25 protein-coding genes are annotated in these 22,859 nt (G+C 57.7%); 13 read left to right on the top strand and 12 right to left on the bottom strand.

Annotated elements, in window-relative coordinates; all coding sequences use genetic code 11:
• Nucleotides 1-3: 3 nt before the first annotated feature.
• A complete protein-coding gene (locus DV711_RS05995; RefSeq protein ID WP_114694702.1) occupies nucleotides 4-1,455 on the bottom strand; it encodes an aminoacyl-histidine dipeptidase in 1,452 nt (483 codons plus the stop codon).
• Nucleotides 1,456-1,746: 291 nt separating this feature from the next.
• Between DV711_RS05995 and DV711_RS05990 the strand changes: the two genes are divergently transcribed.
• Nucleotides 1,747-3,267 (top strand): two-component system sensor histidine kinase NtrB, encoded by a 1,521-nt coding sequence (locus tag DV711_RS05990; protein WP_114694701.1) that lies wholly within the window; start codon nucleotides 1,747-1,749, stop codon nucleotides 3,265-3,267.
• A 77-nt stretch (nucleotides 3,268-3,344) separates the two neighbouring features.
• On the opposite strand, the gene htpX is transcribed toward DV711_RS05990, so the two are convergent.
• Nucleotides 3,345-4,226 carry a protease HtpX gene (gene htpX, locus DV711_RS05985; protein WP_114694700.1) on the bottom strand — a complete coding sequence of 294 codons (882 nt, stop codon included), beginning with the start codon at nucleotides 4,224-4,226 and terminating at the stop codon, nucleotides 3,345-3,347.
• Between the two features lie 325 nt (nucleotides 4,227-4,551).
• Here htpX and DV711_RS05980 point away from each other — a divergent pair, with 325 nt between their 5' ends.
• Nucleotides 4,552-5,514, top strand: a complete 963-nt coding sequence (locus tag DV711_RS05980; RefSeq protein WP_165840010.1) for a class I SAM-dependent methyltransferase — start codon at nucleotides 4,552-4,554, stop codon at nucleotides 5,512-5,514.
• Here DV711_RS05980 and DV711_RS05975 read toward each other — a convergent pair.
• On the bottom strand, nucleotides 5,511-5,951 hold the full coding sequence (locus tag DV711_RS05975; RefSeq protein WP_243633743.1) for a PACE efflux transporter: 441 nt from the start codon (nucleotides 5,949-5,951) through the stop codon (nucleotides 5,511-5,513). The genes DV711_RS05980 and DV711_RS05975 overlap by 4 nt on opposite strands.
• Before the next feature lie 127 nt (nucleotides 5,952-6,078).
• On the opposite strand from DV711_RS05975, the gene DV711_RS05970 reads away from it, so the two are divergent.
• Complete coding sequence (locus tag DV711_RS05970) at nucleotides 6,079-6,963, top strand: LysR family transcriptional regulator (protein ID WP_114694698.1); 885 nt, start codon at nucleotides 6,079-6,081, stop codon at nucleotides 6,961-6,963.
• Between the two features lie 107 nt (nucleotides 6,964-7,070).
• On the opposite strand, the gene DV711_RS05965 is transcribed toward DV711_RS05970, so the two are convergent.
• On the bottom strand, nucleotides 7,071-7,559 hold the full coding sequence (locus tag DV711_RS05965) for a cache domain-containing protein (RefSeq protein ID WP_114694697.1): 489 nt from the start codon (nucleotides 7,557-7,559) through the stop codon (nucleotides 7,071-7,073).
• Between the two features lie 232 nt (nucleotides 7,560-7,791).
• On the bottom strand, nucleotides 7,792-8,112 hold the full coding sequence (locus tag DV711_RS05960; RefSeq protein ID WP_114694696.1) for a hypothetical protein: 321 nt from the start codon (nucleotides 8,110-8,112) through the stop codon (nucleotides 7,792-7,794).
• A gap of 177 nt (nucleotides 8,113-8,289) precedes the next feature.
• Between DV711_RS05960 and DV711_RS05955 the strand changes: the two genes are divergently transcribed.
• The 3 genes from DV711_RS05955 to DV711_RS05945 all read left to right on the top strand — a co-directional run bounded on the left by DV711_RS05955 (nucleotide 8,290) and on the right by DV711_RS05945 (nucleotide 10,910).
• Nucleotides 8,290-8,487 carry a CPXCG motif-containing cysteine-rich protein gene (locus DV711_RS05955; protein ID WP_114694695.1) on the top strand — a complete coding sequence of 66 codons (198 nt, stop codon included), beginning with the start codon at nucleotides 8,290-8,292 and terminating at the stop codon, nucleotides 8,485-8,487.
• 28 nt (nucleotides 8,488-8,515) lie between these two features.
• Nucleotides 8,516-9,676 carry a PQQ-dependent sugar dehydrogenase gene (locus DV711_RS05950; protein ID WP_114694694.1) on the top strand — a complete coding sequence of 387 codons (1,161 nt, stop codon included), beginning with the start codon at nucleotides 8,516-8,518 and terminating at the stop codon, nucleotides 9,674-9,676.
• Between the two features lie 238 nt (nucleotides 9,677-9,914).
• Nucleotides 9,915-10,910 (top strand): aldo/keto reductase, encoded by a 996-nt coding sequence (locus DV711_RS05945; protein ID WP_114694693.1) that lies wholly within the window; start codon nucleotides 9,915-9,917, stop codon nucleotides 10,908-10,910.
• Nucleotides 10,911-10,917: 7 nt separating this feature from the next.
• Here DV711_RS05945 and DV711_RS05940 read toward each other — a convergent pair whose 3' ends face one another.
• From DV711_RS05940 to DV711_RS05920, 5 genes are all read right to left on the bottom strand, one after another.
• On the bottom strand, nucleotides 10,918-11,577 hold the full coding sequence (locus DV711_RS05940) for a hypothetical protein (protein ID WP_114694692.1): 660 nt from the start codon (nucleotides 11,575-11,577) through the stop codon (nucleotides 10,918-10,920).
• Nucleotides 11,578-11,642: 65 nt separating this feature from the next.
• Nucleotides 11,643-13,031 carry a 23S rRNA (uracil(1939)-C(5))-methyltransferase RlmD gene (gene rlmD, locus DV711_RS05935; RefSeq protein WP_114694691.1) on the bottom strand — a complete coding sequence of 463 codons (1,389 nt, stop codon included), beginning with the start codon at nucleotides 13,029-13,031 and terminating at the stop codon, nucleotides 11,643-11,645.
• A 27-nt stretch (nucleotides 13,032-13,058) separates the two neighbouring features.
• A complete protein-coding gene (locus DV711_RS05930; RefSeq protein WP_114694690.1) occupies nucleotides 13,059-13,523 on the bottom strand; it encodes a hypothetical protein in 465 nt (154 codons plus the stop codon).
• Between the two features lie 14 nt (nucleotides 13,524-13,537).
• Nucleotides 13,538-14,254 (bottom strand): tRNA (N6-threonylcarbamoyladenosine(37)-N6)-methyltransferase TrmO, encoded by a 717-nt coding sequence (gene tsaA, locus DV711_RS05925; RefSeq protein WP_243633742.1) that lies wholly within the window; start codon nucleotides 14,252-14,254, stop codon nucleotides 13,538-13,540.
• A gap of 1 nt (nucleotide 14,255) precedes the next feature.
• Complete coding sequence (locus tag DV711_RS05920) at nucleotides 14,256-15,251, bottom strand: serine/threonine protein kinase (protein WP_114694689.1); 996 nt, start codon at nucleotides 15,249-15,251, stop codon at nucleotides 14,256-14,258.
• Between the two features lie 188 nt (nucleotides 15,252-15,439).
• Here DV711_RS05920 and DV711_RS05915 point away from each other — a divergent pair, with 188 nt between their 5' ends.
• Nucleotides 15,440-15,901 carry a cytochrome C gene (locus DV711_RS05915; RefSeq protein WP_114694688.1) on the top strand — a complete coding sequence of 154 codons (462 nt, stop codon included), beginning with the start codon at nucleotides 15,440-15,442 and terminating at the stop codon, nucleotides 15,899-15,901.
• A gap of 13 nt (nucleotides 15,902-15,914) precedes the next feature.
• Here the strand turns inward: DV711_RS05915 and DV711_RS05910 are convergent, their stop codons facing one another.
• Complete coding sequence (locus DV711_RS05910; RefSeq protein WP_114694687.1) at nucleotides 15,915-16,802, bottom strand: GGDEF domain-containing protein; 888 nt, start codon at nucleotides 16,800-16,802, stop codon at nucleotides 15,915-15,917.
• A gap of 171 nt (nucleotides 16,803-16,973) precedes the next feature.
• Nucleotides 16,974-17,624 (bottom strand): ComF family protein, encoded by a 651-nt coding sequence (locus tag DV711_RS05905; protein WP_207802542.1) that lies wholly within the window; start codon nucleotides 17,622-17,624, stop codon nucleotides 16,974-16,976.
• Between the two features lie 237 nt (nucleotides 17,625-17,861).
• On the opposite strand from DV711_RS05905, the gene bioB reads away from it, so the two are divergent.
• From bioB to DV711_RS05875, 6 genes are all read left to right on the top strand, one after another.
• The gene (gene bioB / locus DV711_RS05900; RefSeq protein WP_114694685.1) at nucleotides 17,862-18,926 is read left to right on the top strand and encodes a biotin synthase BioB; all 1,065 of its coding nucleotides are present in this window, start codon (nucleotides 17,862-17,864) and stop codon (nucleotides 18,924-18,926) included.
• Nucleotides 18,927-18,944: 18 nt separating this feature from the next.
• Nucleotides 18,945-20,105 carry an 8-amino-7-oxononanoate synthase gene (bioF, locus tag DV711_RS05895; protein WP_114694684.1) on the top strand — a complete coding sequence of 387 codons (1,161 nt, stop codon included), beginning with the start codon at nucleotides 18,945-18,947 and terminating at the stop codon, nucleotides 20,103-20,105.
• Nucleotides 20,102-20,917 carry an alpha/beta fold hydrolase gene (locus tag DV711_RS05890; protein WP_114694683.1) on the top strand — a complete coding sequence of 272 codons (816 nt, stop codon included), beginning with the start codon at nucleotides 20,102-20,104 and terminating at the stop codon, nucleotides 20,915-20,917. The genes bioF and DV711_RS05890 overlap by 4 nt, the downstream gene beginning before the upstream one ends.
• Complete coding sequence (bioC, locus tag DV711_RS05885) at nucleotides 20,910-21,755, top strand: malonyl-ACP O-methyltransferase BioC (protein ID WP_114694682.1); 846 nt, start codon at nucleotides 20,910-20,912, stop codon at nucleotides 21,753-21,755. Before DV711_RS05890 ends, bioC begins: the two co-directional genes overlap by 8 nt.
• A 44-nt stretch (nucleotides 21,756-21,799) precedes the next feature.
• Nucleotides 21,800-22,489 carry a dethiobiotin synthase gene (bioD, locus tag DV711_RS05880; RefSeq protein WP_114694681.1) on the top strand — a complete coding sequence of 230 codons (690 nt, stop codon included), beginning with the start codon at nucleotides 21,800-21,802 and terminating at the stop codon, nucleotides 22,487-22,489.
• A 61-nt stretch (nucleotides 22,490-22,550) separates the two neighbouring features.
• A complete protein-coding gene (locus DV711_RS05875) occupies nucleotides 22,551-22,841 on the top strand; it encodes a hypothetical protein (protein WP_114694680.1) in 291 nt (96 codons plus the stop codon).
• Nucleotides 22,842-22,859 lie beyond the last annotated feature (18 nt).

The following is a 22,859-nucleotide window of genomic DNA, read 5'->3' as shown; positions in this document are numbered from 1 at the left end:
TATCTAGTCGGCCAGGGCCTTCAATACGGCTCCCAGGTAATCCCAGAACCGTTCGACCGATGCGATTTCAACCTTCTCTCCAGGGGAGTGGGGGAATCGAATTGTCGGTCCGAATGAGATCATCTGCCAGTTGGGGTAGGCGGTCTGCAACAGCCCGCATTCCAGCCCCGCATGGATCACCATCACCTCCGCCGGCTGACCGAACTGTTGCTGGTGCACCTGTTGCAGGGTGGCCAGCAGCGGCGAATTCAGTTGCGGTGACCAACCCGGGTAGGCTCCATCGAAGTGACAGTCGGCGCCGAAGGGTGTCAGCTGCTGGCTGATCCGTTGGCACAGCTTGTCGCGCTGCGCTTCAATGGCGCTGCGAGCCAGACACTGAAGTTCGGCGCTCTGTTCAGCCACCCGGACGGCGGCCAGGTTGTTGGAGGTTTCGACCACCCCGTCAAGGTCGGGATGCATCCGCTCGACCCCGTGGGGGCAGGCCAGAATCGCCTCGATCAACCGTTGGTAGCTGTCGGCATCCAACGCGGTTTCATTATCCAGCGGCTCCTCCAGTAAACCGATCGCCAGCTGCGGCTCCACCTGTTGGAACTGCTCGATCAGTTTTTGCTTCAGCGGTTCCAGCGCAGCCCGGAACTGCTCGCATTGAGACGATGGTACCGCGATCAGGGCTTCGGCTCGGCGGGAGATCGCGTTGCGCAGGGTGCCGCCGCGAAAATCGATCAACTGCAGTTCAAATTGTTGCCCGAGCTGTTGCAGTAAGCCGGCCAACAGTTGATTGGCATTGCCGCGCCCCAGATGGATATCGAGACCGGAGTGGCCGCCGGCCAGCCCACGTACAATCAATTGGAGCCCGGTCTGATCCGGATTGAGGGCTTGCCGTTGCAGTGGTAGTCGAGCGCTGGCATCGATACCGCCGGCACAGCCCACGTAGAGCTCGCCCTCCTGTTCGGAATCCAGGTTCAGCAACAACTCACCCTGAAGGCGTCCCGGCTCCAGCCCCTTGGCGCCGTCCATGCCGCTCTCTTCGTTGATCGTGAACAGGGCTTCGAGTGGACCATGACGCAACTCCGTGGACTCCAGCGCCGCCAACGACGCGGCCACACCGATACCGTTATCGGCCCCCAGGGTGGTGTCGGTAGCGTGCACCCAGCCATCGACAATTCGAGGCTGAATCGGATCACGCTGGAAGTCATGACCGGAGTCATCGGTTTTCTGCGGCACCATATCGACGTGGCTTTGCAGAATGACGCCCGGGGCTTGCTCGCAGCCGAGGCTGGCAGGTTTGCGGATAATCAGGTTGCCGGCTCGATCACGAAAATGCTCAAGCTGCTGCTGCTCGGCGAAAGCCTCCAGCTGTTGGATCAGCGCCTCTTCATGGTAGGAGGGGTGAGGGATCCGGCAGATCTGGGCAAAATGGTGCCACAGCAGTTTAGGTTCAAGTTGATCGAGCATTGGGTGTTCCCTGAATCAGTCGCGGAGTGGGTTAGTTCGCCGTGGTTTGTTTCACCAGCCGGGTTAGCGCCGGTAAAATCAGCGGCCATCATAACCCGAATCGGCAAGCAGTTGAGCCCGGCGTGGCTGTTTCTGGGCGGGCCTTTTGCGCTGCCGACGGCGGCCACAATCCCTAGACCGATTCAGACCCCATCGGCATATCGCCATCGTCATGTAATGGTGCTCTCTACCCAGGGTTGGGCTGTGCTACCATTGGGTTTTTATGTTTTTGTTTTTTGGGATGTATTAAGGATGGCCCCAAAACTGTACGGCTGGATTTCATCGCTTCTCCAGCGGCGAGCAGTGTTTTATACGACCTTGGCCAGGGGCAAGCCTGGCGTCATCGTCAGTGCTTTACTCCTCTTCTCTTATAGTCAGACCGGCTGGGCCAAAATCCCACTGTTCCGGCAGGAAGATGGCCACACCAATTGGCAGCATCTGGCCAACTGGAGTGCCGGCACCTTTATCATTCTGCTGACAATCCTGAGTGTCTATCTCTACCTGGCCCGGCGTCGTGCTAATCGCGCCAACCGCGAGCTGGATAAGATCCGTCGGGAGTTGGAGCAGCGGGTGCGTGAGCGTACCGCCAATCTGGAGCAGGAGATCGACCAGCATCGCAACACCACTGCTCAACTGCTGGCATCGGAGTCCTATATTCAGGATATCCTGACCTCCATGCCGTTGATGCTGGTGGGGCTGGACTCTGAAGGCCGGGTGACCCAGTGGAACCATGAGGTGGAGCGGGTGTCCGGTATCCCTGCAGCCCAGGCACTGGGTAATTCACTCTGGGAGGTCTACCCAACGGTAACGGTAGTGCCCGATCATATTCGGCAGGCGATCGAAACCAACGAGCCGATCCATCTGAAACAGAGCCTGCGAGGGCTGGCCCACTTTGATATCACCATCTACCCGTTGCACGACAGCAACCAGGGGGTGGTTATCCTGGTCGATGATGTGTCGAAACAGACCAGTGCGGAAAACATGCTGATCCACAACGACAAAATGTCGTTTATGGGCGAACTGGCGTCGTCCATGGCCCATGATATCAACCTGCCATTGCAGGGGTTGTTGATGGATCTGCGTAGCTTTGACCGACTGCTGAGCAAGAACCGTAGTGGTGACGGCGCACCGAACTTCAACAGCGACAATGAAACCGATATGCAGCGTCTGCAGGCGGTGATGGAAGATATGTCCTCCCGCGGCGAACAGGTATCCAAGATCGTCAGTAACCTGCTGAACTTTGCCCGCGGCCGTCATGAAAAACGCCAGGTGGCGGATGTGCCGGAATTGCTGGACCATACCCTGCAGCTGGCCAGTGAAGTGATACCGGCCGCCGGTGGTATGTCTTTCCAGCGGATCAAGCTGGAGAAGCAGTATGACCAGAGCTTACCGCTGGTACCCTGTTATGTGACCGAGCTGCAGCAGGTATTCCTGAGCCTGCTGCGACATGCCAGCTGGGCATTGCAGCGTAAGAACCAAAATGGCTTCGAACCGCGGATTAAGCTGGTGTTGATGGAGTCGTTCGGCAACCTCTGGTTTAAGCTCAGCCATAACGGTGTCGGGTTAACCGAAGATGAGCAGATGGTGCTGTTTGAACCCTTCTTCAGCAACAACGAGAGTGCGGACGATTTCGATGCCGGCAAGCACCTGTCCTTCTCCTACTACATCGTGACCGAGCAGCACCGGGGCCATATGGCGGTGACCTCGGATCTGGAACAGGGCTCCACCATCCATATTCAGATTCCGATCCGGCGCGTCGGGGCGGAAACCTGATCGGTCCACCAACGCCGAGGCAAAAAAAAGCCGCGATTCATCGCGGCTTTTTTGTGGGCGGCTGGGTCAGCGGCAGCTTAGCCGTGACGCAGTGCGTCGATGCGATCATCCAGCGGCGGGTGGCTGGCTAAAAGGTTCATTAGGCCTTGTTTTAATCCTGAAGAAATCCCAAAGGCTACCAGTTGATCAGGCATCTGTGATGGCTGATCTTGCTCGGCCTTGAGACGCTGCAGCGCGCTGATCATGGCTCCGCTGCTGGCCAGCTTGGCCCCCATTTCATCGGCGCGGTATTCACGGCGGCGTGAGAACCAAGCAACAATAGTGGATGCTAAGATGCCTAAGATTATTTCGGAAATGAACCAACCAACGTAAAAACCAATTCCATGGCCTTCTTCATTTTTGAACACAACCCTGTCGATTAAATGACCTAAGATTCGAGCAAAGAACATAACAAATGTATTTACCACGCCTTGAATCATCGCCAGAGTCACCATATCACCATTGGCGACATGGCCGATCTCATGGGCCATAACGGCTTTGATTTCGTCGCGGCTAAAGCGCTGCAACAGGCCGATACTGACCGCCACCAGGGCATCATTTTTATTCCAGCCGGTCGCGAACGCGTTGGATTGCTGCGATGGGAAGATCCCCACCTCCGGCATCTTGATACCGGCTTGCTGGGACAGTTCAGCAACGGTATCGAGTAGCCACTGCTCATCGGCGGTCCGAGCTTGCTCGATAATCTGAGTACCGGTAGCGCGTTTGGCCATCCACTTCGAGATAAATAGAGATACTAGAGACCCGCCAATACCGAATACTCCACAAAAGAGAAGCATACCGGGTAAATTGATCGCTAGGCCTTGAGAATAGAGAAAACTGTCTAGTCCCAAGATAGTAAATGAGGCGCCTGCTATAAGTATCACAGCTAGGTTGGTGGCTAGAAATAACAGAATTCGCATTCAGGGTTCCTTTGGTTATTCAGGTTGCTAATTTAGATGGGGCCGGAGGGGCAAAGTTTCAACGGTACATCGATACAGATCGTTTAATTCGTCGCCTCCTACAATGCAGGGCTTATGCGGCGGTAGATGATAAAGGGTTCGGGGAGTCCGTGTGCAGATAGCCCGGATCCACCATTAGTCGAAACCCTTGGGTTGCGCATCTGCGATGACGGTCATAGCGACCTTGACCGGCCTTCGTTTCGGCAACGATCCGTGCTGGCCCATTGCGACAGGCTCTGCGGCGGCTATAATCCGCAGCCACCTTGTCTGGCGCGGATATCTAACAATGCCCACTTCATCTAGCAGTACATCCCCTCGCTCCACATCAGCCCAGGAGGCATCGTTAACTGCCGCGATTGAAGCGATCGAAGGCACCGAGTTCGTTGCCGGTTGTACCGAGATCAGCCGATTGTTCCATGGCCGGGGCCACTGTTTTGACGGCCTTGAGCACCTCAACATCGACTGGTTGCCACCGGTGATGCTGATTACGTTGTATCAGGCCGAGTCCAATGAGCGTTTACAGCCACTAGTCGATAAGGCTCAAGTCAAGGGGGTTGGTCGGGTGGCGGTACAACATCGGTATCAGCGTGGTGGGCCGATCGATTGGCTGCTGGGAGAGCCGCTAACCGAACTGGTAGTCACTGAGCAGGGTCTGAAATACGGCCTGCAGCTGGGACGTAGCCAGAATCACGGCCTGTTTCTGGATATGGCCAATGGGCGTCAATGGTTGCGTCAGCGTGCTCAGGGGGCTCGGGTTTTGAATCTGTTTGCCTACACCTGTGGCTTCTCGGTTGCGGCGGTGGCTGGCGGCGCCCAGACGGTGGTCAATCTGGATATGAGCAAAGGCGCGTTGAAGCGGGGGCAGCAGAATCATCAGCTCAACGACCACGACCTGCGCGGGGTGCGTTTTCTCCCCCATGAGCTGTTCCGCAGCTGGGGTAAATTGCGCAAATCGGGACCTTACGACCGGGTCGTAATCGATCCACCGTCGTTCCAACGGGGCAGCTTTGTCGCCAGTGAAGACTACCAGCGCGTACTGCGACGGCTACCGGAGCTGCTCCTTCCCGAAGCTGAACTACTGGTCTGCTTGAACGATCCCACCATCGCACCGGGCTTCTTGATTGAATTGATGCAGCAGCATTGTCCGAAAGCGACCTATGTTGAGCGTTTGGCCAATCCCGATAGTTTCCCCGAACAGGATCCGAATCGAGCTCTCAAGGTGTTGCGCTTTCACTATCAGGCGGACTAACCGCCGTGGCTCTCCAGCGCCATTTGGCGCTGCTGTAGCCGGTACCGGCAGTGGTCGTAGACCCAGTTAAACGCCAGGGTGTAAACCAGAAAGAACAGAATTGCACCCAGGTCGAGCAGGAACACGGTCAATAGATCCAGCTGCGTCCACCACATGATGACCGGAATACAGATCACCATTAATCCAGCCTCAAACAACAGGCTGTGAGTCATTCTTAGCTTTAGGCTGCGGTTGATCCGATCCTCCCCTGCGTACCGATCGAACAGGATGTTATAGACATAGTTCCAACTCATGGCGATCAATGACAGCGTGATAGCGAGACCTGTCATCGCTCCAGCACCCTGACCGGTTACCCACATTGAGATCGGCACAAACAGGGCAATGGCGATAATTTCAAATATCAGCGCGTGAAAAATTCGTTCTCTGGTCGACATCATGATTGCTCTAACAGGGTGAAGATGTCGCAATTCTATCGGTAAACTCCAGGCTTTAAAGTTGGTAACTATCAGTATTGGTGATAGTTTGGGTTGATTAATCAGCCGCGTCGGAACTTAGAGTCTGCCCATGTACAACCTTGAGCAATTACGGATGTTTGTCGAAGCCGCCGAGTCGGGCTCATTTTCGGCCAGCGCCAGACGTTTGGGAAAAGTGCAGTCGGCGGTCAGCCAGGGGATCGCCAACCTGGAGATCGATCTGGGGACCGAGCTGTTCGACCGCAGCACCCGCAGGCCTACCTTGACGGCGGCGGGGAAGCGTTTGCTCAACTATGCCCGGGCGGTGCTGGAACAAAGCAGCGAGCTGGACCTGGCTGCCCGAGCACTGAACCGGGGCCATGAGGCCGAGCTGACCCTGGCAATCGATCCGGCCTTGATGGTGCCGACGCTGGAAGCCAAGTTGCAGGCGTTCAGCGAGCGCTTCCCGGTGACCGAGCTGGAATTTCAGCAGGTCGCCAGCAGCGATGTGATCGGGTTGATCGAGAGTGGTCGGGCCGACCTGGGGTTGATGCTGGCCGACCCCAGTTTCCCCCGCACCGTGGAGCTCTGCTACATCGGGAATCTGCCGTTCAGTGCATACTGTCACCAGGATCATCCGTTGGCGGCGCTCACCTCGGTCTCTGTTTCCGACCTGACGCCCCATCGACAGCTGCTTTCACGAGGGGTCAATAAAGAGGAACTGGCGCCGATGGCGCGGGTGTCGGCCAAAGTTTGGTGGGGCAACGATTACTATGTACTGCGCGAACTCATCGGTCAGGGACTGGGTTGGGGCTTTCTACCCTGCCATCTGGCCGAGGAGGAGGGGGTCTCACGGGGCCTCAAACGCCTGCCGATCAGTTTCGATCACAAGCCCTGGAGCCCGCCGGTGGATCGGGTGATGCCCAAAGGCAGAGCCTCCGGCGAGGCGCAGCACTGGCTGGCGGAAGAGTTTAAAGCCCTGTTGGATGAAGCCTAACACTAGCCGATTGACGGTAACTGTGGGCAAGGGCCTTAAATGCAGTGCGCCTTTCTTGACGGGGAGGCAAGGAAGGCGCCAGCAAGGGAAGTATTCTGAGGGATGAGCTACTGCTCCTCGTTCGGCAGGTAGAAGCCGACCCCCAACACATAGTCTCCGACCTTACGGATCCGTGAAAACTTGTGCTCCACGTCGTTGGTGTGCCGATTCAACCATTCATACTCGATAATGCCGTAACCGATCTTGTCGGCCAGGGTCAAGATCTCCCGTCCGATAGGCTTACCGGCGGCATCGGTGGTCTGGGCCAGCGACTGGCCGACCAGTTTCGGGTTGGCACCGGTGGCCTGGTAGACCCCGTCCATATCGATCGCGAAGATATACAGATCGTTTTGAATAAAGCCGCCCTGAGGGTCGTTGAACTTGGCGAAAGCTTGTTTCGGCCCCTGCTGCTCCAGTACATGGACGGCGTTGTCCAGCATGACCTTGGCCTGCCGGGAGGTACCCCGTTCGGCGGCACTGGTGACAGCGGAGAAGGTCAGGCCGACCAATGCCAGAGTCAGGCCCAGCAGGCGGAAAATGGAGGTATGCGGTTTCATGATGACTCCCGGATAGTTTGCAACAGGGTTTGGGCACAGCTTAGGGCTCGGGAGGTGAGGGCGACAATGGTCCCATCGGGTCGGTTAACTACGACTTAGGTACCGGGCTTGTAGAGTGGGCAGCCGGGGGTTAAAGCGGGTATCAGGGCTGCTGACAGCAAGGGAGAGTATGCCGGTTCAGGGTCGCTAAAGCGGTTAGGTGCTTACTAGTGAATGCCGGTCTGAATCGGTATCAGTCTTCACTCCAGACCCAGCGTAACGGCTCGCCGAAATCGTCGTAGAGCAGTTTTTTCTGCGGTTTGTTATTGCGCTGGGTTCGCACCGCCAGGTGTTTGCTACGCCGACGGGACTCGATACGGGCCACCACCTCGTTAACCGGGGTTCGACTGTCCTTAGGGCGCTCGATAAAACCGCCGGTGCGGTGGTACTGGCCGTCGGCGAAGCCGCTGACGCCGGCGTCAAACTCCTTGATCTGCCCACCGCGCTCGAGGAACTCCTGAACCTGCTGGTTAAGTTCGGCGCGGATTTCGGCTTTGCTGGGACGGTGCTTCATAACGTCGGTGTTGCAGGCTCAGTAGCTGATTTCGTTTCGGTTGACAGGGCATTATAGCCGATCCGGACGAGCATATCCGACTAAGCTAAGGGGTGGGCCGAATTGGGGGAGAAAGAAGCCGAATCCGGTGGTCAACGGCCATTGGATGTTCCCGATTGACGGGAGGAGGAGATAAGCATGGGGGACTTGATCGAACAATCAGGGCACTGCCCCTACTGCGGCAGTGGACAGCTGTTCCTGGTGGATCCGTCGGTAAGCGAACAGCGCTATATCGAAGATTGTCAGCGCTGTTGTCAGCCGATTCTGGTCAGAGTGCGCCTGGATGCAGAGGGGCAATCTTGTATTGAGTTCGAATTGGAGCAGGAGAATGGTTAATCCAGCTGGCTTGACTCGGAGGGAGGGGATGACATTGAACCCCCGCTCTTATGCAGCGCTGCTGATGTTACTGGTGTTGATGCTAGCGCCGATCACTCAGGCGCAGGTGATACTGCGCGCCGAGCATCAGGGGCAGGCGTTTGTGGTGGAGCAGTTGGTCGATGGGCTGGGGGTGACCTGGGGAATGGCCTGGGTTGGGCCTCAGCGATTGCTGTTGAGCCAGCGTGATGGACGAGTACGGCTGCTGGAGCTGGATAGCGGCCGATTGACGGAGATCGGTGGCGCTCCCCGCGTGCGGGCGTCGGGGCAGGGAGGTTTGCTGGATCTGGTGGTAGGGCCGGAGACGTCGCAAAGTGGATCGGGTGATGGCAGCCTGCGTTGGCTCTACTTCACCTACAGCAAACCCCAAGATGGGGTCGGGCTGACGACGCTGGCGCGGGCGCGGCTTCAGGCTGAACAGTTGGTGGACTGGCAGGATCTGCTGGTGACCCGTTCGGGCAGTTCGAGCGATCGACATTACGGCAGCCGGATCGCCTTCGACGGACAGGGACACCTGTTTTTTTCCATCGGCGATCGGGGGGATCGGCCCAACGGCCAGGATCTGAGCACCCATGCCGGGAGCATCCTGCGGCTCAATCTCGATGGCTCGGTGCCGGCGGATAACCCGTTTCAAGGTCGTCGCGGTGCACTGCCGCAGATCTGGAGTTATGGCCATCGTAACCCCCAGGGGCTGGCCTATGATCCGCAACAGCAACGGTTGTGGGCGATCGAGCATGGTCCCCGTGGCGGAGACGAGTTGAACCTGATTCTGGCCGGCGCGAATTACGGCTGGCCGCTGGTCTCATACGGCAAGGAGTATTGGGCTCCACTGCAGGTCGGCGAAGGCACCCATCGAGACGGTACCGAACAGCCGGCCAAGGTCTACACCCCTTCGATCGCACCGAGCAGCTTGTTGTTCTACCAGGGTGATGCCTTTGAACAGTGGCGTGGCAACCTGTTTGCCGGGGCATTGAAACTCCAGCATCTGAATCGCCTAGTGTTGGATCCGCAGGGCAAGGTAATCGAAGAGCAACGGCTGCTGACCGAGCTGGGCGAACGAATCCGGGCTTTACTGCAAGGCCCGCAAGGCTGGTTGTACCTTTCGACAGACAGCGGCAAATTGTTGCGGCTACGTCCGGCAAGCTCTTAATTGCTGATTTAGTTGGCTGATATCTCGAGCCTGGATTTTATACCGTTATCTTCTGTGGTGACGATTAACCTGCCAGATTGATTGCTGAAATCGAAACCTGGTCGAGAAGATGGTTGCTGAGCAGGGGTGGGTCGGACAAAATGACGTCCGATCTCACCGGTTTAGCTGCATCGGTATTCGAACCGACAGGGGCGGGTGAGGCTGTCTTTAAACCCTTTCAAGCGTTACTGGGAACCCTATGGATCACGTGAAACTGGGACCGTTCGAGCTACCGCCGATCGGCTTGGGCTGCATGAATCTGTCGTCAGGCTATGGGCCAGCGACTGCAGAAGCGCGGGAGCGTCTATTGCCTGAAGCCCTGGAGCGGGGCTACCGCTTGTTCGATACAGCGGCGATCTACGGTCACGGTGACAGTGAAAATCTGATCGGGACACTGCTCAAGCCATTTCGGGATCAGTTTGTGCTGGCTTCGAAGGGCGGTCTGTTTCGGGGTGATGATGGTGCTCCCAAGGTCAACGGCCGACCCGAGGTGCTTCGGCGCGAATGCGAAAAGAGTCTGCAGCGGCTCGATACCGAGGTGATCGATCTCTACTACCTGCATCGGTTGGACCCGCAGGTACCGGTGGAGGAGAGTGTCGGCGCGCTGGGCGAACTGGTCGGCGAAGGTAAGATTCAGGCGATCGGATTGTCGGAAGTTTGTGCCGAAACGATCCGCCGTGGACACCGGGAATTTCCGCTGAGCGCGGTTCAATCGGAGTACTCGCTCTGGTCACGAACGCCCGAGCGGGCCGTGCTACCCACCTGCGCCGAACTGGGGATCACCTTTGTGCCTTTTGCCCCGCTGGGGCGTGGATTTCTCGCCGGTTCGGCCACCGACCTGACCGCTTTTGATGACGGTGATATCCGTTTGGGTATCGCGCGGCCACGGTTTGAGCCGGACAATTTTGCCGCCAACCTGAAGTTGCTGCAGCCGTTGCAGCAACTGGCCGATGAGCTGGGTTGCACCAAGGCGCAATTATCGCTGGCCTGGTTACTGGCCAGCAGCGAGCATCCGATGATTCCGATCCCGGGTACCTGTCGGCTGGATCATATGATCGAGAATTTTGACGCCGGTGGTATTGCTCTGACCCAAGCCCAGTACCGACTACTGGACCAGGCGATCAACGATGAGCAGGTCGCGGGTGCCCGGTACAGTGATCCGGTGATGGCCAGTATTGACTCGGAGCGGGACTGAATCTGAACTACTGGGCGCTGAATTCGGCTTCGAGGTTCAGTTGTGAACGAATATCTTCCACCGGCAGGCGGTTGGGGGAGTTGTCGGGGCGTTCATCTGCCGCCGCCTTGCTGTTCTTGGCCGCTGGTTTGGGTGGCGGTAGCTTGACGATATCCTGAGCCAGTTTCTCACTACGGGCTTCGCTGTCGCCGATGACGATATCCAGGTCGCCCTTGTAGACTTCATACCAGGTGCGCGAACCGGGCACCATCCGGGAGATATCGTACATGCCCTGCTGCAACACCACGATAAACTGTTGATAGCTCATCTCCTGTTCGACCATCAGGGCGCGCAGGGTGTTGAAGTTGTTCAACTGGATCGTCTCCATGATCCGATCGAGCTTACCTTCCAGACGCTGGGCATCTTCGTTGTAGGCCTGGGCGGTCTCGTAATCCGCTTCCATATTCTTGAGCCTGCGGGTCAGGCGGTCCAGCTCCTCCTGATGTTCGCTAATCCGGGGGTCCGGTCCCTGAGTGGTGCTGATATAGATCCAACCCGCTTCACCCAACACCAGCAGCAATAGCAGGACGATGGCGATCCAGCTGAACATCCGCCCTTTCTCCAGTTTGGCGAGGCGCTCTTCGGGGGAAAGCTCTGGTTTTTCGTCGTTCTTGTCGTCGTCGGCCATCGGTGGATCCTAGTGGGTTACCAGTTATAAATCGGCGAAACCAAGGCGTTCTTTAATGGCTGTTGCTAGCGATGAAACAGTGCGATCGACTCAACATGGGTGGTATGTGGAAACATGTTCATCACACCCCATCGCTGCAGCTGGTATCCCTGCTTGGCCAGCAACCCGGCGTCTCGAGCCAGGGTTGCCGGATCGCAGGAGATATAGAGGATCTGCTCGGGTTGGAGTCGACACAGCGGTTCGATCAGCTCGGCGGCTCCGGCTCGGGGCGGGTCCAACAGTACCTTGTTGAAGCCCTGGCCGTACCAGGGCAGGTGCTGGATCGGCTGGGTTAGGTCGGCGGCATGGAAGCTGGCATTGCTGCAACCGTTTCGGTCGGCGTTGGCGCGACCGCGTTGGACCATCGCTTCGACCGCCTCAACGCCGACCACCTCGCCGGCGCGGCGTGCTAGTGCCAGGGTGAAGTTACCCAGACCGCAGAACAGATCGAGGATCCGGTCCTGTGGCTCGGGCGCAAGCAGCTCCATCGCCAGCTGAACCATATTGCGGTTGATATCGGCGTTGATCTGGGTGAAATCCCCTGGTGCGAAGGCCAGCTGGAGTTCGGTGTCGTCGCCCTTGCTCGGGAGTCGGTAGCTGAGGCTGGCCAGCTCGGACTTGCCATCCAGTCGGTGCAGGCTATCGATACCGGCGGGTTGAAGATACAGCTGCCAGTGCTGCTCTTGGCATAGCTGCGAGAGTGCTTGCTGGTCGGTCTCTAGCAGGGGGCGGGGGTGACGGATCACCAAGGCCAGTTCCGAGTCGCCGAGGCAGAGCTCCAGGTGACTGATTGCCAGTGGCTGTTGTAGCTCATTGAGCAGCAAATTGAGGGACTCGATCAGCTGATTCGCTCGGGGGGCGAGTACCGCACATTGGCTGATCGGGGTCAGCTTGTTGCTTTGGCCACGGCGGAACCCCAGCGATAACGGATTGTTACCCTTGGGCTTGAAGATGCCCAGGCGGGCCCGGCGGCGGTAGTGCCAGTGGGGGCCGTCCAGCGGCTCAAGCTGTTGCTCTGGTTCCACGCCGCCAATCCGGCGCAGTTGATCCAACGCCTGCTGCTGCTTGGCCAGAATCTGTGCCTCGCTGTGCAGGTGTTGTAGTTGGCAGCCGCCGCAGTGCTGATAGTGGGGGCAATCGGGTTCGACGCGCTCAGGGCTGGGTTCGATCACCTGCAGCGTGACGGCCTGATCGAATTTACTCTTGCGTTGGTTATAGCGGGCCTGAACCCGTTCGCCGGGGAGAGCCCCGTCGACAAACAGGGTTTTGCCGCTGCGCTTGGCCAGCCCGCGACCGTCATGACTGAGCCGATCGATCTGAACCTCGAACGGGCTGTCGTCTGTAACGGCCGTTTGGGACTTGGTGGGTTGTTGGTAAAAGCGACGTTTGGAGCCGGAACGGGAGAAACGGGCCATGGTATAGAAGTCCGGTTGCGGGGCGGGTTAGAGGCTCTGCTCGAGCATCTCGCGGTACTGGTCGCGGTATTCCGGGCTCAGGCCCTGTTCGAACTCCTCGGCACTGATGTCGAAATTAAGCTGGCCAAGCAGCGACTGTACGATCACCTTGCAACGGTTCGAAGCCTGGCCAGCCTGCTGCATCAGCAGCTCCAGTGACAGGGGTTGATCATCGTGGACCAGTCCTTCTGCTTCCAGGCACTGCAGGTATTCCTGGGTGTAGGGGATCAGCAGGTCCATGTTGCTGAGCAGGTTTTTCTGCACCCGCATCAACAGCTCCCAATCGATATTGTTCAGCACCTCGGCGATCAGTGCCTGTGCCTGATCGATCTGCCATTGATTGGATTCGGGCTCGGAGAGAGGGTCAGCCTGGAGCGGTGCCAGTGGTAAAACCAGGGCCAGTAGCAGCGCTGAAAACCGTAGGCGAAGAGATTGAAACGCTGGGTTAATCATGGTTTTTCGTGACCTCAATCGGTGTTGTCGGTGGCCGGATCGATCGCCAATACATCGATGCGATCTTGCTGGATCTGCCAGCGTACATTGTAGTGCTCGAGCAGGGTGCCGTAGACCCGCTCATCGTCGCGCTTACGACGATGGGTCGGCCTGGGATCGCAGCTCAACACATCGATGATCAGTTGTTGAAGCTGAGCCGCCGCTGAATCCTTAGACAGCCGCTGCTGTGCTTGTTCGCTGAAAACCACCGAAAGTGCGGTTTTTTGCCCATCGGGGGCGTAGGGGTAGTCGGCTTCATCGAGTCGGTCGGCGTAGGGTAGGTAGGGCTTGATGTCCAGAACCGGGGTGCCATCGAGGATATCGACACCGCTCAGATGGAGTACCGGTTGACCGTTACGATTCTCGATCCGCTCCAGCTTGACCACCGACATGCCGATCGGATTGGGGCGAAAGGTGGCCCGGGTAGCGAACACGCCCAGCTTACCGCCACCGGATCGCGGCGGTCGTACCAGCGGCGTCCAGCCCCGGTCCAGATGTTCACTGAACAGAAACAGCACCCAGATATGGCTGCACTGTTCGAGTCCGCGTACGGCATCCATGGTCGCAAACTCGTTCTCCAGGCGCAGTTCAGCCCGAGCGGTATTGGCCAGGCCGGGTTGGCGCGGGATGCCGAATTTCTCCTTGAAGCAGGAGTGCAGGGTACCGATCGATGTCATGTTGACTGAGGTCATCTCAGCCTCCCAACTGCAACGGTTCGGCCTGAATGGTGCTGCGCAGTTCGGTCAGCTCCATCAGGTGCTCCATCCAGTAGGATTCGGTGTTGAACCAGGGGAAGTGCAGCGGAAAGGCCGGGTCCTGCCAGCGCCGTGCCAGCCAGGCGCTGTAATGCATGATTCGTAAGGCGCGTAACGGCTCGATCAGTGCCAGCTCGCGTCGGTCGAACGGCTGGAACTCTTCGTAACCCTCGATAATTTCACTCATCTGCAGTCGCTGCTGTTGCTGGTCGCCACTGATCAGCATCCACAGGTCCTGAATCGCCGGTCCACTGCGGCAATCATCGAAGTCGACAAAGTGGGGAGCCTCGTCACGCCAGAGAATATTGCCGGGGTGGCAGTCACCGTGCAGTCGGATCAGGCGAAGTTGATCGATATCGGCAAAGCGCTGTTCGATCAGTGCAAGCAGTTCAGCGGTCAGGTGCTGGTAGTCGCTGGCATAGTGCTTCGGCAGCCAGTTGTTATTCAGCAGAAATTCCCGTGAGGCATGGCCAAAGGTCTGGGTATCCAACGCCGGTCGATGCTCGAACGATGTCGCGGAACCCTGCAGATGGATTCGCCCCAGGGTTCGACCCAGTACGTAAAGGTTGTCGAGGTTATCCAGTTCCGGTGCATGGCCGCCGCGACGGGCAAACAGGGCAAACTGAAACCCGCCGTGTTCGAACAGACTATTCCCGTTATCGTCACGAATGGGGGCGATCACCGGAATGTGATTATCGGCCAGCGCCTGGGTGAAGCGGTGCTCCTCCAAAATCTGAGCCTCGCTCCAACGCTCGGGGCGATAGAACTTGGCGATCAGCGGTTCACCCTCTTCGATACCCACCTGATAGACCCGGTTTTCGTAGCTGTTAAGCGCAAAGACCCGGGCATCGGACCAAAAACCGGCCGACTCAACGGCATCGATCACGGCATCGGGACTTAGGGCATCGTAAGGGTGTTGGCTATCCAGCGACATCAACGGCTATCCGGCTTGGAGGGTGAGTTTGGACTACAGGAAAAACAGGTGCGCTAGGGTACCAGAAGCCATTCGATGAGGGCAGTTTGATCAAGGTCAGAAAAGCCAGGATTCGGATTCAGATTCTAATAGTATTTAAATTAGCAGGTGTTAAATTAGATGGAATTTGTTTGGAAGGGGTGGCAACGATGAAAGCCAGGTTTGCTTTAGCGGTCAGCACGCTGTTGTTGATTGGAAATGCTCAGGCGCTCAGTCCCGAGGCCGAAGAGGGCAAAACGCTCTACGTGGCATGCAGTGCCTGCCACGATCAGGCACTGGATCCGCCGAAGGGACCGCCGATGTGGGGAGTGCAGCGGCGCTATAAGAAGCAGATGGCCGATGATCAGGCGTTTGTGGATAGCATGGTCAGCTTTGTGAAATCGCCCTCAATAGAGACCGCGGTTCACCGCGAAGCGGTGAGTCAGTTGGGTCTGATGCCGGCGATGCCGTTACCGGACGGCGTGTTGCGAAAAATCGCCACCTATATTCTCGAAGAGGATTTTGCTCCCCCTTGCGATCATTGGCAGATTGCGATCAAGCGGGCAGAGTTGGCGGGTGATTCGGATCATGCACAGAAAGATCGCCGCATGTTTCAACGCTTCTGCCGTTGACTCGATTCAGTCTCTACAGAGACACCACGGTATTGCGACCTGCCGATTTGGCACGATAGAGGGCCTGGTCGACCCGGGTCAGCAGGTCGTGGGGTGATTCACAGATCCGGTACTGGCTGACGCCAAAACTGGCGGTGATTTGGCCTACGCCCTGCATCTGGTTCTGCTGTAGCTGTTGTCGAATCTTCTCCGCCATCCTGGTTGCGGTTTCTACATTGGCCTCAGGAACCAGCAGCATAAACTCCTCGCCGCCGTAACGGGCCAGAAGGTCGCTATCACGGATTGCATGGCGTACCCGCTGGGTGACTTCGATTAATACCGTATCCCCGACGTTATGTCCGTGTTGATCATTGATCTTCTTGAAAAAATCGATGTCGAATAAGATCACCGACAACGCCTCGTTGTAGCGCCGGCAGCGATAGGTTTCTTTGTTCAGGGCGTCGATAAAGTGGCGACGGTTGAAAATCCCGGTCAGGGAGTCCGTGGTGGCAAGCTTGAGAAGGTGTTTCTTCTGTTCGTTATCGATATCAACCCAGCGCTTTAAGCCGATCAATAACAACAGGTAGCCGATCACCTGGAAGACACCTTCAACCAAAGCGTTGAGGGCGGTCGGCATATGCACAAGTTCATCCAGTGTATCGGTGATCAGGGCCAGTATTATCAACGTCAGACCGACAAACAGGGGCAGATAAACCTGGGATTGCTTTTTTAACCCTTGGATGGCGTAGAGGACGGAGGCGGGTAACAGCGTCAATGTGCCTTCCATGCAGACGCTGAACCAATCCAGCGAACCCTCGATGGGTTCATTGGTGACGGCCACATAAGTACCGTAGATGATGCATAACAGCCAGGACAACAGCAGGGGTTTGTTGCCCCAGATCTCATCAGAGTCTGATTTCATTGTGAGTTTGCTCTAGCGATCTGGAGTTCGAAAAGAGGCCCAATGGTAAACCGTCCAGGATCGTTTCCGACCGCAAACTCTAATCGAGATATCGGCGCCGGCCAATGCAAGCGTTACAAGAATGACGCATAGATCCTCTTGATTAGGCCAAGGTCTTAGCGATCGGTAACTCTAGATACCCTTGATACGCTCTCTGGGGGTCCGGGCCAGACACCAGATATCGATCTGCTCGACTCCGGCGGCCTTGAGCTTTCGCGATAACGCTTGCGCAGTACTGCCGGTGGTCATCACATCGTCGATCAAGCCGACATGTGAAATCTTACTGTGCAGCTGCAGTGAATCGGCATCCACCTCAAACGCATGACGCAGGTTTCTTCGCCGTTGCTTGGCGTCCAAGCCCTGCTGTTGTGGAGTATCGAGTCGGCGTTTGCAGCTGAGTGTGTTTACCGGCAGGTCGAGGGCATTGCCTAGTCGTTGGACCAGCTCGGCGGCTTGGTCGAAACCGCGTTCGAAACGCCGCTTGGGGTGCAGCGGAACGGGTATCAGCAACTGCGGCCAGGGCGACCGCGAGCCGTAATGCTGTTGTAGATGGCGTAGCAGCAGTTCGCTGAGAATATTGAAACTGCAGCCATCGAAGTGATGCTTGTAGTTTTGGATCAGCCAGTTGACCGGAAATTCATAGAGTAGTGGGCATAACGTGCGATCGAATGCTGGCGGATGTTTCAGGCAGCGACCGCAAAGGGTACCCGATGCAGTCACCGAAATCCGAAGCGTTGGGTTGCGCCAGCAGAAGGGTTCGGCGCAGCGGCAGCAACTGGCCATCGGGCGGGGGAGGTCCTGTTCGCAACCTTGGCACAGTGGTAGCGGTCGTCGACTTGGTTGCCCACACAGCAGGCACGAAGAACTTATAATAAGGCGATCAAAAAATGATCTAAAGTAAACCCTGGGTTTTGTCATGGGTTGACAGTGGCCTCCCTGTCAGTAGACTCAGCCTTTCCATGGCTGAGAGGCGCTCAGAGCCGGTCTGTGCGCTTACAATTACTTTTCAGGGTCTGTTTTATGTCAAATCATGCCACCGCTCAACTGCAAACCAGCCCGGTCCGTCACGACTGGAGCGCCGATGAAGTTCAGGCGCTGTTTGAGCTGCCGTTTAATGATCTGTTGTTTAAGGCCCAGAGCGTCCACCGTCAACACTTCAATCCGAATGAAGTTCAGGTCAGCACCCTGTTGTCGATCAAAACCGGTGCCTGCCCGGAAGATTGCAAATACTGCCCCCAGAGCGCCCATTACGATACTGGGTTGGAAAAGCAACGGCTGTTGGAAGTCGAAGCCGTACTGGCCAAGGCCAAGCAGGCCAAAGAAGCCGGCTCGACCCGTTTCTGCATGGGGGCAGCCTGGAAGCACCCGACCGACCGTGACATGCCCTATGTGCTGGATATGGTCAAAGGCGTCAAAGAGATGGGGCTGGAAACCTGTATGACGCTGGGGATGCTCAAAGAGGATCAGGCCGAGCAGTTGGCCGAGGCCGGGTTGGATTACTACAACCACAATCTGGATACCTCGCCGGAGTTCTACGACAAGATCATCACTACCCGCACCTATCAGGATCGGCTGGACACCCTGGGTCATGTTCGCGATGCCGGTATGAAGATCTGCAGCGGCGGCATCCTGGGTATGGGCGAGACCGCCAATGACCGTATCGGCCTGCTTTGTCAGTTGGCCAACCTGCCGAAACAGCCGGAGTCCGTACCGATCAACATGCTGGTCAAGGTTGAAGGGACCCCGCTGGAAGAGGTTGAGGATCTGGATCCGTTGGAGTTTATCCGCAATATCGCTGTTGCCCGGATCATGATGCCCAAATCCCACGTGCGACTGTCCGCCGGTCGTGAGCAGATGTCCGATGAACTGCAGTCGATGGCGTTCTTCGCCGGTGCTAACTCGATCTTCTACGGCGAGTGCCTGCTGACGACGCCGAACCCGGAAACCCACCGCGACCTGCAACTGTTCAAGCGCCTGGGGATCAATGTCGAGCAGCGGATCGAGTCGTCCGACGAGCAGCAGGAGCAACAGATCGCCAAAGACCTGCAAGCGCAGCAGGATGACAAGCTGTTTTACCAAGCTTAAACAGAAGGAAGCAGTCACATGGCGGGCTTTGAAGGACTGGAGCAGGCGCTGCAGCAGCGCCAACAGGATGCTTTATACCGTGTCCGCCGAACGCTGGAATCGGCCCAGGCCCCCGAAGTGGTGGTCGAGGGGCGCCAATATCTGGCTTTCTGCAGTAACGACTACCTGGGGCTGGCTAATCATCCCCAGGTGATCAATGCCTTTACCGATGCCGCCCAGAAATTCGGCGTCGGTAGCGGTGCGTCCCACCTAGTCAACGGTCACAGCCGTTACCATCATCAGCTCGAAGAAGCGCTGGCCGAGTTTACCGGTCGGCCCCGGGCATTGCTATTCTCGACCGGCTATATGGCCAATCTGGGCGCGATCAATGCTTTGATCGGCAAGGGCGATGCGGTATTCGAGGACCGCTTGAATCATGCCTCCCTGCTCGATGCAGGGTTGCTTTCCGGCGCACGCTTTCAACGCTACCTGCATAACGATGCGGATAGTCTAGGTAAGAAGCTGGCGCGCACCGAGGCCAATCGTAAATTGGTGGTGACCGACGGGGTATTCAGCATGGACGGCGATATTGCGCCGCTGACTGAGCTGGCCGATGTCACCCGTCAGCATGATGGCTGGTTGATGGTCGACGATGCCCACGGATTCGGCTGTCTCGGTGAAACCGGCGGGGGCTGTGCGCAGGCGTTCGGTATGAGTCTGGAGCAGCTGCCGGTATTGGTTGGGACCCTCGGTAAAGGGTTCGGCACCGCCGGTGCCTTCGTGGCTGGCTCTGAAGTTTTGATCGAAACCCTGATCCAGCATGCTCGAAGCTACATCTATACCACCGCGATGCCACCGGCGGTGGCGGCAGCAACCCTGGCTTCGCTTCAACTGATTCGTGACGGACAGCACCTGCGTCAGCAACTGGAGACGTTGATCTCCCGCTTCCGTCGCGGAGCACAGCAGCTTGGCTTGGAATTGATGAACTCCACGACACCGATCCAACCGATCCTGATCGGCGACTCAGCGCGAGCATTGCAGATCAGCGCGGCATTGGAACAGCAGGGAATCTTCGTCACCGCAATTCGTCCACCCACGGTCCCCGAGGGCAGTGCTCGCCTTCGAGTGACCCTGAGTGCCGCCCATACCGAGCAGCAGGTTGATCGACTTCTCGGTGCGTTGGAGCAGGTCTGCCAATGAGTTTGTGTATTGAATCTTTGTATGTCGAAGAGCATGGCGACGCCGACAAGCCGGCGTTGGTGCTACTTCACGGTTGGGGCATGTCCAGCCGGGTCTGGCAGGCCTGTTTGCCGCGCCTGAGCGAACACTATCGGCTGCTTTGCGTTGACCTGCCGGGGCTGGGCCGTAGCACCTGGTCTGACGAGCAGCCCTACCGGCTCGAAGCCCTGGCGGATCGGATCCAGGCTGAGATCCAGCCGCGCTTGGACCGAGCGGCAATCTGGTTGGGCTGGTCGCTGGGTGGTGTGGTGGCCGCGGCGATCGCCGAGCGCCATCCGAACTGCGTGGCCTCATTGGTGACCGTGGCGACCAATCCCTGCTTTGTGCAGCGCGACGATTGGCCTGCGGCGATGGCGCCGGATACCTTCGATGCATTCCAGGCCTCCCTTGAGGCCCAGCCGGCCAAGACGCTGAACCGTTTTGCCATGTTACAGGGTCAGGGTGATCCCCAGGCTAGGGCACTGCTGAAACAGCTCAAGCCGGTGATTGCTGATCTACTGGAGCAGCCCGGGCTGAAATTGGCGGAATCCCTGGCCCTGCTGGCTGAGGATTACCGTGATCTATTCGGTCGTCTTCAGTGCCCCCGGCTACACCTGTTCGCCGCCGAAGATGCATTGGTTCCCGAGGCTGTCAGCCGGGAGCCGCTGCTGGACGAGCATGCTCGGGTGATGGACGCGGTGGGACATGTTCCCTTTTTGACCGCCACCGGCGCTTTCGTATGCCAACTTGAGCAGTGGTTGAACGCCCAGATAACCGAGGCTGCCAATGGCTGAACCGGCTCAGGAGCTGCGTCAAAAGGCGCAGCAAAAGGTAAAACAGTCGCTGCAGCAAGAGCAGCATTTCGATAAGCGCCAGGTGGCCGGCTCCTTCAGTCGGGCAGCCGTTAGTTACGACTCAATGGCCGGGGTGCAACGGCGCGTCGGTACTGAACTGTTGTCCCAACGCCCTGCGGATTGGCAAGGGCAACTGATCGACCTGGGCTCGGGAACCGGCTATTTTTCGCTGCCGTTGGCGCAACTGCCGGGCTGTCGAGTGCTGGCGGTCGATCTGGCCGAGGGGATGCTGGAGTTTGCCCGTCGTGAACGGCCCCACCCGGATATCGATTACCTGTGCGCCGACGCCGAACAGTTACCGCTGGCTGACGCCAGTATTGACGGCTTGTTCAGCTCGCTGGCGATCCAGTGGTGCCTGAGCCCGGCGCAGCTGTTTGCCGAGTTGGCGCGGGTGTTGAAGCCCGGTGCTACGGCGTTGGTTGCCACGCTGGGACCGCAGACCCTACACGAACTTCGACAGGCCTGGGCCGCAGTTGACGAGTTCGAACATGTGAACCGTTTCGAGTCGCTGGAAACCATGCGTCAGGCGATCGAACCGGGATTCGAGCTCGTTGAACTGAAGCAACAGGATATCGTGCTGCAGTACGACCAGCTCAAGCAGATGACCGATGAGCTAAAAGGGATCGGCGCCCATAACCTCAATTCCGGTCGCCAGCATTCATTGTCGGGGCGGGCTCGGATTCGTGCGTTTCGGGATGCCTACGAACAGCTGCGTGATCAAGACGGCAAGATACCGGCGACCTATCAGGTGTTCTACTTCAGGTTGCGTCGCCGCTAAGCCCGCCGATATTCAGCGCGGCAAGACAAATTTAAGGAGTTAACGTGGGACAGGGTTACTTTATCGCGGGTACCGATACCGAGGTCGGTAAAACCTTTTGCGCCAGTGCGCTATTGCAGGCGGTTGCCGATAAAGGATTGCGCAGCTTTGGCCTCAAGCCGGTGGCGGCCGGAGCCGATGATAGCGGCGAGGCGAATGAGGATGCGTTATCGCTGATCGAACACAGCTCGGTCAAGCTCAGCTATCCCCAGGTCAATCCGATGCTGCTGAAACAGCCGGTGGCGCCCCATATCGCTGCCGCTCGTGAAGGCAAGAACCTGACCGTCGGTCGGTTGGCGGGTTACTGTCGCGGGGCGATGATGACGCCCAGTGATCTGTTTGTGGTTGAAGGAGCCGGTGGTTGGCGGGTGCCGTTAAATCGGGTCGAAACCCTGGCCGATCTGGCGAAGGAGTTAAATCTACCGGTTATTCTGGTGGTGGGGATGCGCCTGGGTTGTATCAATCATGCGTTGTTGTCGGTCGAGGCGATCCGCAATGACGGACTAGCATTGGCTGGTTGGGTCGCCAATCAGATCGACCCGCAGATGAGCTGTTATGAAGAGAATCTTCAAACCCTGCAGGGGCTGATCCGGGCACCGCTGTTGGCCGAGGTTAGACACCAGTCGACTCCGTCAATTCGTGATGCAGCTCAAGCTTTCGGTGGATCGGTCGATAGCCTGCTGCCCAAAAATTGATCTATTCGAATATAGCGACGTATACTTCAACCACTTGCGAAGATTCCAAGAGGTAATCGTTATGCAGATCCCAGCCGTTTCATCGGCAGCCCAAACGCTGCTGACCAACACCCAGAATGTTGATGGATCTCGTCAGGCGCCGGGAGCCGTGGGCGGCACCAGCCAGCCTGAAGACGCATCCCAGGCTACCGGCCAGACCGATAGCAGTGATGCCGTGACAAGCCAAGCTCAAAGCCTGCAGGAAGTCACCGACGCACCGGAACCCCAAGCTGCTACCCAGACCCAGGTCGTCACTGCCGCCGATGAAACCCTCGGCACGACCCTGGGACTGAATATCGACACCACTGCATAAGGTGTCGTTCCCCGGGGA

Origin of the sequence: Motiliproteus coralliicola, assembly GCF_003345655.1 — a bacterium.
GTDB classification, from domain to species: domain Bacteria; phylum Pseudomonadota; class Gammaproteobacteria; order Pseudomonadales; family Balneatricaceae; genus Motiliproteus; species Motiliproteus coralliicola.
This window is presented reverse-complemented; position numbering and strand designations above follow the sequence as displayed.

Bases quoted from the DNA above. Each gene is read 5' to 3' on its own strand.
- DV711_RS05995 (WP_114694702.1), bottom strand. From the start codon at position 1,455: ATGCTCGATCAACTTGAACCTAAACTGCTGTGGCACCATTTTGCCCAG.
- DV711_RS05990 (WP_114694701.1), top strand. From the start codon at position 1,747: ATGGCCCCAAAACTGTACGGCTGGATTTCATCGCTTCTCCAGCGGCGA.
- htpX (WP_114694700.1), bottom strand. From the start codon at position 4,226: ATGCGAATTCTGTTATTTCTAGCCACCAACCTAGCTGTGATACTTATA.
- DV711_RS05980 (WP_165840010.1), top strand. From the start codon at position 4,552: ATGCCCACTTCATCTAGCAGTACATCCCCTCGCTCCACATCAGCCCAG.
- DV711_RS05975 (WP_243633743.1), bottom strand. From the start codon at position 5,951: ATGATGTCGACCAGAGAACGAATTTTTCACGCGCTGATATTTGAAATT.
- DV711_RS05970 (WP_114694698.1), top strand. From the start codon at position 6,079: ATGTACAACCTTGAGCAATTACGGATGTTTGTCGAAGCCGCCGAGTCG.
- DV711_RS05965 (WP_114694697.1), bottom strand. From the start codon at position 7,559: ATGAAACCGCATACCTCCATTTTCCGCCTGCTGGGCCTGACTCTGGCA.
- DV711_RS05960 (WP_114694696.1), bottom strand. From the start codon at position 8,112: ATGAAGCACCGTCCCAGCAAAGCCGAAATCCGCGCCGAACTTAACCAG.
- DV711_RS05955 (WP_114694695.1), top strand. From the start codon at position 8,290: ATGGGGGACTTGATCGAACAATCAGGGCACTGCCCCTACTGCGGCAGT.
- DV711_RS05950 (WP_114694694.1), top strand. From the start codon at position 8,516: ATGACATTGAACCCCCGCTCTTATGCAGCGCTGCTGATGTTACTGGTG.
- DV711_RS05945 (WP_114694693.1), top strand. From the start codon at position 9,915: ATGGATCACGTGAAACTGGGACCGTTCGAGCTACCGCCGATCGGCTTG.
- DV711_RS05940 (WP_114694692.1), bottom strand. From the start codon at position 11,577: ATGGCCGACGACGACAAGAACGACGAAAAACCAGAGCTTTCCCCCGAA.
- rlmD (WP_114694691.1), bottom strand. From the start codon at position 13,031: ATGGCCCGTTTCTCCCGTTCCGGCTCCAAACGTCGCTTTTACCAACAA.
- DV711_RS05930 (WP_114694690.1), bottom strand. From the start codon at position 13,523: ATGATTAACCCAGCGTTTCAATCTCTTCGCCTACGGTTTTCAGCGCTG.
- tsaA (WP_243633742.1), bottom strand. From the start codon at position 14,254: ATGACCTCAGTCAACATGACATCGATCGGTACCCTGCACTCCTGCTTC.
- DV711_RS05920 (WP_114694689.1), bottom strand. From the start codon at position 15,251: ATGTCGCTGGATAGCCAACACCCTTACGATGCCCTAAGTCCCGATGCC.
- DV711_RS05915 (WP_114694688.1), top strand. From the start codon at position 15,440: ATGAAAGCCAGGTTTGCTTTAGCGGTCAGCACGCTGTTGTTGATTGGA.
- DV711_RS05910 (WP_114694687.1), bottom strand. From the start codon at position 16,802: ATGAAATCAGACTCTGATGAGATCTGGGGCAACAAACCCCTGCTGTTG.
- DV711_RS05905 (WP_207802542.1), bottom strand. From the start codon at position 17,624: ATGGCCAGTTGCTGCCGCTGCGCCGAACCCTTCTGCTGGCGCAACCCA.
- bioB (WP_114694685.1), top strand. From the start codon at position 17,862: ATGTCAAATCATGCCACCGCTCAACTGCAAACCAGCCCGGTCCGTCAC.
- bioF (WP_114694684.1), top strand. From the start codon at position 18,945: ATGGCGGGCTTTGAAGGACTGGAGCAGGCGCTGCAGCAGCGCCAACAG.
- DV711_RS05890 (WP_114694683.1), top strand. From the start codon at position 20,102: ATGAGTTTGTGTATTGAATCTTTGTATGTCGAAGAGCATGGCGACGCC.
- bioC (WP_114694682.1), top strand. From the start codon at position 20,910: ATGGCTGAACCGGCTCAGGAGCTGCGTCAAAAGGCGCAGCAAAAGGTA.
- DV711_RS05875 (WP_114694680.1), top strand. From the start codon at position 22,551: ATGCAGATCCCAGCCGTTTCATCGGCAGCCCAAACGCTGCTGACCAAC.